This window comes from Xenophilus sp. (genome assembly GCF_044462705.1).
GTDB lineage: Bacteria > Pseudomonadota > Gammaproteobacteria > Burkholderiales > Burkholderiaceae_C > Xenophilus > Xenophilus azovorans.
Window position 1 is genome coordinate 1 of the sequence record NZ_JBIQNC010000015.1, and the last position, 12189, is coordinate 12189.

At 70.3% G+C, this 12189-nt stretch carries 13 protein-coding genes; 9 read left to right on the forward strand and 4 right to left on the reverse strand.

All coding sequences use genetic code 11. The annotated features are described in order from the left end of the window. Positions 1-75: 75 nt before the first annotated feature. Both ACIY1X_RS04795 and treF read right to left on the reverse strand, forming a co-directional pair. Positions 76-1284 (reverse strand): EAL domain-containing protein, encoded by a 1209-nt coding sequence (locus ACIY1X_RS04795; RefSeq protein WP_399678423.1) that lies wholly within the window; start codon positions 1282-1284, stop codon positions 76-78. A gap of 65 nt (positions 1285-1349) precedes the next feature. Beyond that, positions 1350-2972 carry an alpha,alpha-trehalase TreF gene (treF, locus tag ACIY1X_RS04800; protein WP_399678425.1) on the reverse strand — a complete coding sequence of 541 codons (1623 nt, stop codon included), beginning with the start codon at positions 2970-2972 and terminating at the stop codon, positions 1350-1352. A gap of 101 nt (positions 2973-3073) precedes the next feature. On the opposite strand from treF, the gene ACIY1X_RS04805 reads away from it, so the two are divergent. Further along, complete coding sequence (locus tag ACIY1X_RS04805; protein ID WP_399678428.1) at positions 3074-3331, forward strand: DUF3297 family protein; 258 nt, start codon at positions 3074-3076, stop codon at positions 3329-3331. Between the two features lies 1 nt (position 3332). Here ACIY1X_RS04805 and ACIY1X_RS04810 read toward each other — a convergent pair whose 3' ends face one another. Next, positions 3333-3581 carry a hypothetical protein gene (locus ACIY1X_RS04810; protein ID WP_399678430.1) on the reverse strand — a complete coding sequence of 83 codons (249 nt, stop codon included), beginning with the start codon at positions 3579-3581 and terminating at the stop codon, positions 3333-3335. Between the two features lie 168 nt (positions 3582-3749). Here ACIY1X_RS04810 and ACIY1X_RS04815 point away from each other — a divergent pair, with 168 nt between their 5' ends. Both ACIY1X_RS04815 and ACIY1X_RS04820 read left to right on the forward strand, forming a co-directional pair. Then, entirely contained in the window at positions 3750-4655 is a 906-nt protein-coding gene (locus ACIY1X_RS04815) for a DNA ligase (protein ID WP_399678431.1), read from the forward strand. A 112-nt stretch (positions 4656-4767) separates the two neighbouring features. Beyond that, a complete protein-coding gene (locus ACIY1X_RS04820; RefSeq protein ID WP_399678433.1) occupies positions 4768-5157 on the forward strand; it encodes an RcnB family protein in 390 nt (129 codons plus the stop codon). A 69-nt stretch (positions 5158-5226) separates the two neighbouring features. Here the strand turns inward: ACIY1X_RS04820 and ACIY1X_RS04825 are convergent, their stop codons facing one another. After that, positions 5227-6741 (reverse strand): PAS domain S-box protein, encoded by a 1515-nt coding sequence (locus ACIY1X_RS04825; RefSeq protein WP_399678434.1) that lies wholly within the window; start codon positions 6739-6741, stop codon positions 5227-5229. Between the two features lie 110 nt (positions 6742-6851). On the opposite strand from ACIY1X_RS04825, the gene ACIY1X_RS04830 reads away from it, so the two are divergent. From ACIY1X_RS04830 to ACIY1X_RS04855, 6 genes are all read left to right on the forward strand, one after another. Continuing rightward, positions 6852-7841, forward strand: a complete 990-nt coding sequence (locus ACIY1X_RS04830; RefSeq protein ID WP_399678437.1) for a mechanosensitive ion channel family protein — start codon at positions 6852-6854, stop codon at positions 7839-7841. Between the two features lie 137 nt (positions 7842-7978). After that, positions 7979-8371, forward strand: a complete 393-nt coding sequence (locus ACIY1X_RS04835) for a hypothetical protein (RefSeq protein ID WP_399678438.1) — start codon at positions 7979-7981, stop codon at positions 8369-8371. Beyond that, a complete protein-coding gene (locus tag ACIY1X_RS04840; RefSeq protein ID WP_399678439.1) occupies positions 8368-9570 on the forward strand; it encodes a diguanylate cyclase domain-containing protein in 1203 nt (400 codons plus the stop codon). The genes ACIY1X_RS04835 and ACIY1X_RS04840 overlap by 4 nt, the downstream gene beginning before the upstream one ends. Before the next feature lie 223 nt (positions 9571-9793). Next, a complete protein-coding gene (locus tag ACIY1X_RS04845) occupies positions 9794-11056 on the forward strand; it encodes a sensor histidine kinase (protein ID WP_399678442.1) in 1263 nt (420 codons plus the stop codon). Next, entirely contained in the window at positions 11049-11822 is a 774-nt protein-coding gene (locus tag ACIY1X_RS04850) for a LytR/AlgR family response regulator transcription factor (protein WP_399678443.1), read from the forward strand. Before ACIY1X_RS04845 ends, ACIY1X_RS04850 begins: the two co-directional genes overlap by 8 nt. Before the next feature lie 10 nt (positions 11823-11832). Continuing rightward, positions 11833-12153 (forward strand): hypothetical protein, encoded by a 321-nt coding sequence (locus tag ACIY1X_RS04855; RefSeq protein WP_399678445.1) that lies wholly within the window; start codon positions 11833-11835, stop codon positions 12151-12153. Positions 12154-12189 lie beyond the last annotated feature (36 nt).

Below are 12189 nucleotides of genomic sequence, written 5' to 3' on the forward strand. Positions count from 1 at the left end.
CTCCCTTCTCCCCGCAAGCGGGGAGAAGGTGCCCCGAAGGGGCGGATGAGGGGCGCTTTTCCACCCATCCGATTCTCAAGCAGGCACCACCTCCCGAGCACCCGCCTCCCCCCTACGCGCCGCCTCCCCGGACAACACCGCCTCCGTCGGCGCCGCCTTCCCGATCAGATAGCCCTGCGCATACTCCACCCCGATCTCGCGCAACCGCGCAAGCTGCTCGCGGGTCTCCACGCCCTCGCAGATCACCTTCGCCCCCAGCCCGTGCGACATCGCCACGATCGCCTCGACCATGCGCATCGCCCGCGAGCTGTCGAACATGTGCCGGGCGAAAGCCTGGTCCACCTTGATGTATTCGAAGTCGAGCGCGTGCAGGTGGGTCAGGTTGGAATAACCGGTGCCGAAGTCGTCCAGCGCGAACGGGACGCCATGTTCGCGGCAATGGGTCATCACCGCCGCGACCGGCGCGTAATCGAGCATCCGGCTCTCGGTGACCTCGAGCTTGAGCGCCCCGGGTGGCAACTGCGCGGCCTCGGCACGCGCCACCACCTGGCGGGCCATGCCCGGCTCCACCAGCTGCCGCGCGGACAGGTTCACCGCGACGCTGGGCAACGGATCCACGCCCTGGCCGCGCAACTCGGTCAGCACGCCGATGACGCGGTCCAGTACGTATTCGCCGACCGGCACGATCAGCGAAGTCTCCTCGGCCAGGGTGATGAATTCGGCCGGCGACACCGCCCCACGCCCCGGCAGTTCCCAGCGCACCAGCGCCTCGTAGCCGGCGACGCGGCCCGCGGCGATGTCGTAGATCGGCTGGTAGCGCACTTCCAACCCGCCACTGTCCAGCGCCTCGCGCAGCTGCGCTTCGAGCCGGATCTTGTCGATGCCGGCGCGCTCGATCGGGTCGTCGCAGGCCACGTCTTCCGCCGGCAGCAGTGCGTCCGTGGGCAGGCTGGCGACCAGCGCGCGGATCCGCTGCAGCAGGCTGTCCACCAGCGTGCGCAGGATCGGATCGCCGGATTGCAGGCGCTCCAGGAACTGGTCGCGCTCGATCGCCAGCAGCGCCGCGTCGGCGCGCGCCGTGGCGGTCGCCGCGCGCGGAGTGCCGTCGATCAGGCCCAGTTCGCCAATCAGCTCGCCGGCGCCGAACACGCCGTGGCTGGCGGTGCGCCGGCCCTGCACCGAGACCAGTTCGACCTGGCCGCTCTCCACCAGCCACGCACAATCGGAAGGATCGCCCTGCCGGAACAGCACTTCACCGGCGAACAACTCGCGTCGGACGGCCATGGCGGCGCTCCTTTTTGCTGGGTTCCCGGCATTAGAACGCAAAGCCGGCCGGCCATGGGTCGGCCCTAGCCGGAAGCGGCGCGGGCGTGGTGCGCGGGATCCTGCGGCGCATCGTGCAACAGCCTGCGGGTGACGCCATTGGTCCAGCCGAAACCGTCCTGCAGCGGATATTCGCCACCGCCGCCGCCGACCGCGCCGTCGCCGGTGTCGGCGACCACGTATTTCTCCACCAGCTTGCTTTCGCGCCGGTACAGGTCGCCGACGGTCGCAAGCCAGCGCCGCCGGATTTCATCGGCGAATTCATCCAGGCCGTAGCGGCGCGCACCCGCGATCGCAAGCCATTGCAGCGGCGCCCAGCCGTTGGGCTCGTCCCATTGTTCGCCGCTCACGACGCAGGTCGTGCCGAGGCCGCCGCGCTGCAGCAGGCCCCCGCGCAGCCAGGCGACCGTGCGTTTCGCCTGGCTTTCGCTGGCCAGCCCCACGTACAGCGGCGCCGCCGCCGCGGCGCAAGGCGCCGTGCGCCGGCAGCCGCGCATCAGGTCGTAGTCTACGAACGCACCCGCGTCCTCGTCCCACAGCCAGCGCGCCATCGCCTCGCAGCGGGCCCGCGCCAACGCACCGTAATGCTCCGCGGTGTCGCCATCGCCGGACTTCGTCGACAGGTCCGAGATCTGCGCCTCCAGGAAGTACAGGAACGCATTGAGGTCCACCGGCACGAAGCTGGTGGTACGGGTCGTGGACAGGTCGCCGCCCTCGTCGCACCAGCGCGAACTGAAGTCCCAGCCCGACGCGGCCGCGGCGCGGAGCTCGCGGTACACCTCCGCCCGCGGGCGCACCGACTGCGCGCGCGCGGTGGTGATGTCCTCCAGGTACTCCTCCTCGCGCGGCCGGTCCTGCTCGTCCCAGTAGCGGTTGAGCAGCGCGCCGTCGTCCATGCGCACGCAGTGGCGGCTGGCCTCGCCGTTGCGCAGGCCGTCGCAATCGCGCATCCAGAATTCGTGCTCGCGCCGAAGCCGCGGCAGGTAGGGCAAGGCCTCGCGCACGCCGTGGCGCTCGAACAGCTCGACCATCAGCGCGAACACCGGCGGCTGCGAGCGGCTCAGGTAGTAGCTGCGGTTGCCGTTGGGCACGTGCCCGTAGTGGTCGATCAGCCAGGCGAAGTTGTCGGCCATGTCGCGCAGCAGGTCGTGGCGTCCGCTGGCGGCAAGCCCCTGCATGGTGAAGTAGGAATCCCAGTAGTACAGCTCGCCGAAGCGCCCGCCCGGGACCACGTAGGCGCAGGGCAGCGGCAGCAGCGAGGAGAACGGCCGGTGCTGGCGCGGATGCCGGGTGAGCACGTCCCACAGCCCGTCGATGTGCGCGACCAGTGGCTGGTCGGGATCGGACACGTACTCGCTTGGCGGCGGTTGCACGGTCTCGAAGCGCTCGCGCACGAACCGACCCAGGTCGAAGCCGGGCTGGTCCTGGCGCGCGCGGTACTCCGCGAGAATCTCGTCCGGATGCTTGCGCGGGATGCAGTCGACGAAGGTCTTGCTGTCGTCGAACACGCGCCCCAGCTGCACCGCCTCGAACAGCTCGGCGTAGCGCTCGGCCGGGCTCAGTGGATCGGCCGGCGCGACCGATGCGACCCGGGCGTCGTTGTCCTCCCCGGCACGGCCGGTCCTGGCGGGGGCGCGGTGGCTGGACATCTGCCGGCAGGGTAACGCTGCCGGCGTCAACGGCCCGGGATCGCGGTGCAAAGCCGCCGCGCAGGCTTTGGCGCGGGCGCCGGCTGGCTTATCCTTGCGCCATGAGCACCGAATTCCCCGACCGCCTGTCCCTGGACCCGCGCAGCCCCTACCACGATGCCGAGCTGCTCGAGCGCGGCGTCGGCATCCGCTTCAACGGCACCGAGCGCACCAACGTGCAGGAATACTGCATCAGCGAAGGCTGGATCCGGGTGATTGCCGGCAAGTCGCTGGACCGCCGCGGCAACCCGATGACGATCAAGCTCAAGGGCACGGTCGAGCCGTACCTCGACGAACCGCCCGCGGCGGACGCGTCCTGATCTACTCCTTCCGCTTTTCGATCGAGTCGTCGTAGTCCTGCGCGACGCCGTTGCCGCGCCTGTCGCGCAGGTGGTCCTCCATCACGGTGCCGCGGTCCTTCAGGCTGACGTTCGCCAGCGCGTCATCCACTTCGCGATCGCGGCCAGGCTCGCGCAATCCCTGTTTCTTGCCACTGGCCTCGCCGCCGGCGTAGTCGGCGGCATTGCGCGCGCCATCGCTGCGTGGCTGGATCGGTCGCTGGTTGGCCATGGTCGTCTCCGTCGTTCGAACCTGGCGCCACCGTCGCACGCGCGGCGTTAGCGGGACGACAACGCGCGGCCGCGTGCTTTCCCGACAACGCGGCGCGGCGCTTGCCGATCCCCGCGACCGGCGGATCGGCGGACGTTCGTGTCTTGTCCGCTGCCCGGGAAACACCGAATGAACGCCGCGCGCATCCTGTTCGCCTTCCTGTGCATGATCGCCTGCGTGGCGGCATCGCCCGCGCAGGCGCCATCCACGCATTCGCCGCCCGCGGTCATGCTGCCGGTCGTCTACCACGGCGGGCTCGAGGTCGCCGACTACCTGGTCAGCGAGAAGTACGACGGCGTGCGCGGGCGATGGGACGGACATCGCCTGGTCACCCGCGGCGGCCACACCATCGCCGCGCCCGCGTGGTTCACCGCCGGCTGGCCCACGGTGCCGATGGACGGCGAACTGTGGGCGGGCCGCGGCCGCTTCGAAGACGCCAGCGCCACCGTGCGCGCGGCCGATGCCGGCGACGCGGCCTGGCACCGGCTGCGCTTCATGGTGTTCGACCTGCCCGACAACCCAGCGCCGTTCGAACAGCGCGCGCGCCACATCCGCACGCTGCTGGACGCGGCCGGCATCGCCTGGCTGCAACCGGTCGTGCAACACGAGGTCGAGGACGAAGCCGCGCTCGAAGTGTTGTTCGACCAGGTGGTGGCCGGCGGCGGCGAAGGCCTGGTCCTGCACCGCCGCGGCGCCCGCTACCACGCCGGGCGCAGCGACGACCTGCTGAAGTACAAGCCGTACGAGGATGCCGAGGCGCGCGTCGTCGCGCACCTGCCCGGCCGGGGCAAGTACACCGGCTTGCTGGGCGCATTGCTGGTCGAGCGCGCGGACGGCCTGCGCTTCCGCATCGGCACCGGCTTCTCCGATACCGAGCGCGCGCACCCGCCGCCGGTGGGCAGCGTCGTCACCTACCGGTACAACGGCGTCGGCCGCAACGGCATTCCACGCTTCGCCCGGTTCCTGCGCGTGCGCCACCTGCTGCCGCCGCCGGATCCCGTACCGGACGTGAACGCAAGCCCCGGCGCGCACTGAACGCAGGCGGAAAGCGCGACGGGAAGTGCCCGTTTCGCGCGTTTCCGCGCGGCGCCATTCATGCACGGCGACCTAGCATCGGGACGTACCCGGTGCATTGAAGGAGGTCGCCATGAAACGCATGTTGCCCGCACTGCTGGTGTCCGCGCTGCTGGTCGCGCCGGCCACGGCGCTGGCGCAGCCGCAAGGTAAGCACAAGCACGGACACAAGCACCACGGTCCCCCGGCCGCGGCGTGGCAGCACGACTATCGCCATGACCGCCGCGACCACCGTCGCCACGACAATGGCCGTCACCTGGGTTGGTACAAGCAGCAATGGCGCCGCGGACAGCGCGTGCCGGTGGTGTACCTGCAACCGCGCTACGTGATCCGCGATTACCGCGCCTATCGCCTGGCCCCGCCGCCGGCGGGTTATGGCTGGGTGCGCCCGTACCAGGACCGCAATGAATACCTGATGGTCCAGCTCGCGACCGGTCTCATCGCGCAGGTGCTTGGCTACTGATCCCGAACCCCTCCAGGGACGAGGGACCTTTGGGCCCCGCTTCGGCGGGGCCATTTTTTTGCCGGGGGGTCAGTCCTCGTTCGCCAACGGCAGCCGGACCAGGAACTCCGAGCCCTTGCCCGGCACGCCGGTGCTGAACGCGCTGACCTCGCCGCCGTGCAGGACCACGAGTTGCTGCACCAGGCTCAGACCGAGTCCCAACCCCTGCTCGAGCTGCGGCGAGCGCTCCTCGCCCTGCACGAACAGGTTGAAGATGTCGCGCAGGCGCGAAGCGGGAATGCCCGGCCCGTTGTCGCGCACCGAGACCTCGGCCCAGTCGCCTTCCACCCGCAGGGTGAAGTCGATCGCGCCGCCTTCGGGCGTGAACTTCACCGCGTTGTTGAGCAGGCTGCTGAACACCTGCAGCAGGCGCGCGCGGTCGCCGCGCACCATCACCTGGCCCGGAATCCTGTCGAAGCGCAACATGTGCGAACGACGCAGCGCTTCCGGCTCCGCCATTTCCACCGCTTCTCCGGCAATCGCCGCCAGGTCCACCGGCTGCAGGTCGAGCCGGATCTTGCCGGCGGTGATCCTGCCCACGTCGAGCAGGTCGTTCACCAGCCGGGTCATCTGCGCGAGCTGGCGGGCGATGATGTCGCGGCAGCGGCGGATGTTCTCCGAATGGATTTCCTCCAGCTGCATCACCGACACCGCGTTGGCGATCGGCGCCAGCGGGTTGCGCAACTCGTGGCCGAGCATCGCCAGGAAGGTCATCATCCGCCGGCCCTCGTCCTCGAGCGCCTGCACCCGGCGCTGGTCGGTCAGGTCGCGGGTGACCTTGGCGTAACCCATGTGCCGGCCCTGCTCGTCGTACAGCGGGGTCAGCGCCACCGCCGCCCAGAACCGGCTGCCGTTCTTGCGCACGCGCCAGCCCTCGTCCTGCAGGCGCCCTTCCGACAGCGCGATCCCGAGCTCCTTTTCCGGCCAGCCCTCGGCGACCACCTCCGGCGGATAGAACACGGAGAAGTGCTTGCCGATGATCTCGTCGGCGCGGTAGCCCTTGATCTGCTCGGCGCCATGGTTCCAGCTCACCACCCGGCCCTCGGTGTCGAGCATGAAGATCGCGTAGTCGCGCACGCCCTCCACCAGCAGGCGGAAGCGCTCCTCGCTGCGGCGCAGCAGCTCGTCCGCCTGGCGGCGCTCGGTCAGGTCGCGGGTGATCTTGGAGAAGCCGCGGACGTTGCCGTGTTCGTCGCGGATGGTGGTGATGATGACGTTGGCCCAGAACAGCGTGCCGTCCTTGCGCTTGCGCCAGCCCTCCTCCTCGTAGCGGCCCTCGCGGCGGGCCACCTCGAGCTCGTGCTCGGGCCAGTTCCGGTCCAGCGCTTCCTGCGGATAGAACAGCGAGAAGTGGCGGCCAATGACCTCGCGCGGGGCGTATCCCTTGATCCGCTCAGCGGCCGCGGTCCAGGTACGCACCCGGCCCTCGGCGTCGAGCAGGAAGATCGCGTAGTCGGGGATCGAGTCGACCAGCACCTGGTAGGTCACGTCCTCCGCGCCTGCCAGCCAGTCATCGAACGCGATCGCCGCCGCCTGTTGCTTCATGCCTCCGGACCTCCCGGTCCCGCCCCCTTCGAAGAGTGTCGCATTGGACCACCGCCGACCTTAAGGTCCTCTTCACGCGATCGGCCCGCGCGCGGGGCCATCCTGAGCCCGTGCCCGACTGGATCGCCAACGCGGACGGGGCCCTGTCCCGGCACGTGCTCGTGCTCCTCGTGCTGCTGGTCCTGGGGTGGCTGGCGGTCCGGGCGGTGCGGGCGCTGGAGCGCCGGGTCCTGCGCGAGCACCCGGTGGACGTGGCCGACAATCTGCGCGCGCGGCGGGTGCAGACCCAGGCCAAGGTGATCAGCGGCGTGGTCCAGGGCGCGATCATCGTGGTCGGGCTCGGCCTGGCCCTGATGACGTTCCCGGCCATCCGCGAGATCGGCGCGACCCTGCTGGCCTCGGCGGGCGTGCTCGGGCTGGTCGCCGGCCTCGCCGCCAAGCCGGTGTTCGGCAACCTGATCGCTGGCCTGCAGATCGCGCTGGCGCAGCCGATCCGGCTGGACGACGTGGTCATCGTGCAGGGTGAATGGGGCCGGATCGAGGAGATCAACGCGACCTACGTCGTCGTCCGCGTCTGGGACGAGCGCCGCCTGGTCGTGCCGCTGCAGTGGTTCATCGAGAACCCGTTCGAGAACTGGACCCGGACCACCTCGCAACTGCTGGGCACCGCATTCCTGTGGCTCGACTACCGCACGCCGATGGCCGACGTGCGCGAGGCGCTGGAACGGATCTGCCGCACCGACGAGCGCTGGGACGGGCGGGTGTGCGTGGCCCAGGTCACCGAGACCGCGGAGACCACGGTGCAGGTGCGGCTGCTGGTCAGCGCGCGCAATTCCGGTGAGCTGTTCGACCTGCGCTGCGCGGTGCGCGAGCGGATGATCGAGTACCTGGAGCGTGCGCACCCGGAAGCGCTGCCGCGGCAACGCATCGACCTGGGGCGACCACCGGCGACGGAAACGGGCGCGCAGCAGAGCCACGGCGCCGCGCTGGAGCAACTGCGCACGGACTCCGGCCAGGTCACCGAGCAGACCGCGTCGCCGGGCGCCGAGGATGTCAATGACGCCGACACCGCCGCGATGGAGCCGCCGCGCGCGTCTTGACGCGACGCACGACTTCCTGAACGCAGGCCACGCGTCATCGGCGGTTCATGCCCGCGCCGCAGGTTTCACGATCGCTGCAAGACCTGCTTCCTAGCCTGCGCATGAGGACGGCGGTTCCGTCCGGGTGATGCGTCCCAATGCGCTGGCTCCCCCTCTCCCTCCTGGCCTTCCTCGTCGTCCTGGCGCCGCGCCTCGCGCAGGCACAGCAACGCAGTGCGCCGCTGGTCGAACTGGACACCGTCGAAACCCGTGGCGATGCCGACAAGAGTGCGTTCGGGCGGGTGATGGACGTGATGATCACCGCGCTGGTGCAGCAGCACGAGCAGCGCCGGCAGGCCTTCGCGAACAAGCAGGAGGTCAAGGCCCTGGAAGTGGCCAACGTGGCGGACGTCGCCACGCTGCTGCCCACGCCGCCAGCGAGACCGCAGCGCGCGGAGGCGCCGCAAATCGAGATCAGCCTGGGCGAGCGTTTCGCGCTGCCACCGCCGGGCGTCGCGACCGCTTCGAGCGACGATGCCGCGTCGCCTTGAGCGCGACGCGAACGGCAACGCCACCGCCGAACGGCCGTCACGCCGCTGAACGAGCGAAGCAAAACTCCGATCCTGCGAAGCGGGTCACACATTCGCGTGGCGTTTTGCGGGGAATCTCACCATGGTTTGCTCGCAGGGAAGCTAACTTGCGACCCATGGCGTCCCCCACACGCCCGCAACCGGCCGACTCCGCGTCCTCCCGGCAGGATCGCATCGAGGCCCTCGAAACCGAGCTCGCCCGGGCACGGGCCGAGCTGCGTGCCTGTCGCGACGCCCTGCACCGCAGCGAAAGCGCGCTCGCGGCGATCGCCGACGGCATCGTCGTCACCGACCTGCAAGGCCGCATCACCAGCCTGAACCCGGTCGCCGCGCACCTGACCGGCTGGACCGAGGCCGACGCGCTCGGCCTGCCGCTGGGCCAGGTGGTGCGCAGCGTGGATGCGCGTGGCGATCCGGTGGACCTGCTCACCGCCGGCTTCAACAACGGCAACGAGGACATCGTGTCGCTGCTGCGCCGCGACGGCCACGTGATCCTGGTGGATGGCGCGGTGGCCCAGGTCCACGACCAGGACCGCGAGCCGATCGGCTCGATCGTCACCTTCCGCAACGTCACCGCCGCCACGCGGATGAGCCGCGAGCTGTCCTGGCACGCCAACCACGACGCCCTCACCGGCCTGCTCAACCGGCGCGTGTTCGACACCCGCCTGGAGCGCGCCGTGCACAGCGCCGCAGAGCTGGGCTGCCGCCACGCCCTGCTCTACTTCGACCTCGACCACTTCAAGGCGGTCAACGACACCGGTGGCCACGTGGCGGGCGACGAGCTGCTGCGGCAGCTCGCGGTGATCCTGCGCCGCCAGCTGCGCGAGCACGACACGCTGGCGCGGATCGGCGGCGACGAGTTCGCGATGCTGCTGGAGAACTGCACCGAGCCGCGCGCCACCGCGGTCGCGAACAAGATCCTGGCGACGATGGCAGGGTTCGAGTTCGGCTGGGAAGGCCAGAGCTACAGGATCGGTGCCAGCGTCGGCCAGGTCGGTTTCAGCGGCGCGGGCTTGACCGCGCTGGAAGTGCTCGAAGCGGCCGACCGCATGTGCTACGTGGCGAAGGAGACCGGGCGCAACCGGATCGCGGCGGAAGAGTTGAGCGGGTATGCGCCGCGGAAGGGGCGGGGACGCTTGCAGCAGGAGGCGCGGGCGTAGGAAAAACCAAAAGCGCCCCTCATCCGCCCCTTCGGGAAAAGCCAAAGCGCCCCTCATCCGCCCCTTCGGGGCACCTTCTCCCCGCGGGCGGGGAGAAGGGAGCATCCGCGGCGGGAAACCGGGGGTTCGTCGGCGCCAGCGGCGGTTCGTCGCATGCCCCCTTCCGGTGGCGCGGTGCGGGGCTATCCTGCGCCGCAACCGCTACCGACCACCGGACCCGCCCGTGATCCGCACCGCCTTCTTCCTGATCCGCATGCTCGCCGCCTGGGCGGTCGTGTTCTTCTTCGCGGCCCTGCTGTGGTCCTCGATCCCGTTCGTGGGCCACTGGGAATTGCCGATCCTGCTGGCCTGCCTGGTCACCGCCGGCTTCGTCATCACCAGCGTGTTCGCGCACGTGGACCGGGTCCGGCTGATCGCCGGCAAGATCGACCGCGAGTCGCTGGGCAACCGCCAGCGCCGACGCATCGAAATCCCGTTCGAGGCCGGCGAAGCCTTCGACCTGCTCGACGCCGCGATCCGCGAACTGCCGAACATCGAGGAAGTGGAAAGCGCGCGCGACAGCCTGCAGGTGCGGGCCAAGGTCGGGCGCACCGATCCCTACGGCCACCAGAAGCATTCGGCCTGGAATCCGCTGGCGTGGATCGGGACGCCGCGCAACCAGCTCCTGGCCACGGTCACGCCGCAAGGCGACAGCGGCAGCGTCACCCTGATCTGCGAGCCGGAAAGCCCGTCCTGGACCGACTGGTTCCGGGTGGACGACGGCACCAACCTGGAGAACGCCGAGGCGGTCTCCCGTGCGATCACCCGCCGCATCGCCGAGCGCCGCCGCCGCGAACAGGCCGCCGTCGTCCAGACCGAGGTGGAGAAGGAACTCACCGTGGCCCGCCTGAGCCTGCTGCACGCCCAGGTCGAGCCGCACTTCCTGTACAACACGCTGGCCAGCGCGCAGCTGCTCACCCGCAGCGACCCGGCCCGCGCCGAGCAGATGCTGGGCAACCTGATCCAGTACCTGCGCCACTCGCTGCCGCGCGACCACGACGAGCTGTCGACCCTGGGCGCCGAGCTCGAACGCGCGATCGCCTACCTCGAAATCCTCAAGATCCGCATGGGCCCGCGCCTGCAGGTGCAGGTGGACGTGCCCGACGCGCTGCGCGGCCTGCCGCTGCCCGCGATGATGCTGCAGACGCTGGTCGAGAACGCGATCAAGCACGGCCTGGAACCGCGCACCGCCGGCGGTACCGTCTGGATCCGCGCGCGCCAGGACGGCGACCAGGTGGCGATCACCGTGGCCGACGACGGCGAAGGCTTCAACACGAAGCATAGTGGCACCGGCATCGGCCTGAAGAACGTGCGCGAACGCCTGCGCCTGGTGTACGACGGCGCCGCGTCGCTGGCGGTGGTGGCGAACTTCCCCAGTGGCGTCGCCGCGACGATCACCGTGCCGGCAGCGGCCGACGCCGTCCGCGACGAGGTGCGCCATGGCTGAGCAGCGCTGGACCGCGATCGTCGCCGAGGACGAGCCCCTGCTGCGCCAGGAGCTGCTCGACCGCCTCGCCGAGGCGTGGCCGGAACTGGAAGTCCTCGCCGCGTGCGAGGACGGCGCCAGCGCGGTGGAAGCGCTGGCCGAACACCAGCCCGACGTCGCCTTCCTCGACATCCGCATGCCCGGCCTCACCGGCCTGGAAGTGGCCGCCAGCGCGGGCGACACCAGCCCGCGCACCCAGATCGTGTTCGTCACCGCCTACGACCAGCACGCCGTGGCCGCGTTCGAGCACGGCGCGATCGACTACCTGCTCAAGCCGATCGCCCCGGAACGGCTCGCGGCCACGGTACAGCGCCTGCAGGCGCGCAGCGGCGACGCGCAGGCGGTGGCGACGCTGCTGCAGCGGCTCGGCGACGCGGTGCTGCCGCGCGCCAGCGAAGCGCCGCCACTGACCTGGCTCACCGCCAGTGCCGGCAAGGAGACCCGGCTGGTGCTGGTGGACGACGTCGCCTATTTCCGCGCCGACAACAAGTACACCACCGTGGTCACCACCGATGGCGAGGCGCTGCTGCGCACCTCCATCCGCGACCTGCTGGGCATGCTCGACCCGGCGCACTTCAAGCAGATCCACCGCTCCACCATCGTCAACCTCAGGGCCATCGCCGGGATCACCCGCGACGACAGCGGCCGCGGCGTCGTCCGGCTGAAGTCGCGCCCGGAAACGCTGGCGGTCAGCCAGCCGTTCATGGCCCTGTTCCGGAACATGTAGGAGGCACGCCGTGCACGAACTCCTTGCCCTGCTGACGTTCGCGCTGTCGCTGTTCGGGGTCCAACTGGGCGGCACCAGCTACAGCCACCACATGCGCGACGGCGCCACCGTCCTGCACAGCGAAGCCTGGGCGGACGCGGGCCAGGCGCGCTTCGAATGCGTGGAAAGCAGCAGCGGTCGCTGCCATTACCGCCTGCTGCCGCCGGACTGCGCCGCGTCGGCGTGCCAGCGCCATCCGCTGCGCGAGTTCGACGTCGCCGAAGGCAACACGCGGGCGCTGGTCGGCTTGCCTGAATTCACCCTCGACGTGAGTCCCTTCGCGCCACGCTGACCCGTGCCTGTCCATGGTGGGGGACGCCCTGGACCG

Coding starts and splice junctions, on each gene's coding strand:
- ACIY1X_RS04795 (WP_399678423.1), bottom strand. CDS start 1,284: ATGGCCGTCCGACGCGAGTTGTTCGCCGGTGAAGTGCTGTTCCGGCAG.
- treF (WP_399678425.1), bottom strand. CDS start 2,972: ATGTCCAGCCACCGCGCCCCCGCCAGGACCGGCCGTGCCGGGGAGGAC.
- ACIY1X_RS04805 (WP_399678428.1), top strand. CDS start 3,074: ATGAGCACCGAATTCCCCGACCGCCTGTCCCTGGACCCGCGCAGCCCC.
- ACIY1X_RS04810 (WP_399678430.1), bottom strand. CDS start 3,581: ATGGCCAACCAGCGACCGATCCAGCCACGCAGCGATGGCGCGCGCAAT.
- ACIY1X_RS04815 (WP_399678431.1), top strand. CDS start 3,750: ATGAACGCCGCGCGCATCCTGTTCGCCTTCCTGTGCATGATCGCCTGC.
- ACIY1X_RS04820 (WP_399678433.1), top strand. CDS start 4,768: ATGAAACGCATGTTGCCCGCACTGCTGGTGTCCGCGCTGCTGGTCGCG.
- ACIY1X_RS04825 (WP_399678434.1), bottom strand. CDS start 6,741: ATGAAGCAACAGGCGGCGGCGATCGCGTTCGATGACTGGCTGGCAGGC.
- ACIY1X_RS04835 (WP_399678438.1), top strand. CDS start 7,979: ATGCGCTGGCTCCCCCTCTCCCTCCTGGCCTTCCTCGTCGTCCTGGCG.
- ACIY1X_RS04850 (WP_399678443.1), top strand. CDS start 11,049: ATGGCTGAGCAGCGCTGGACCGCGATCGTCGCCGAGGACGAGCCCCTG.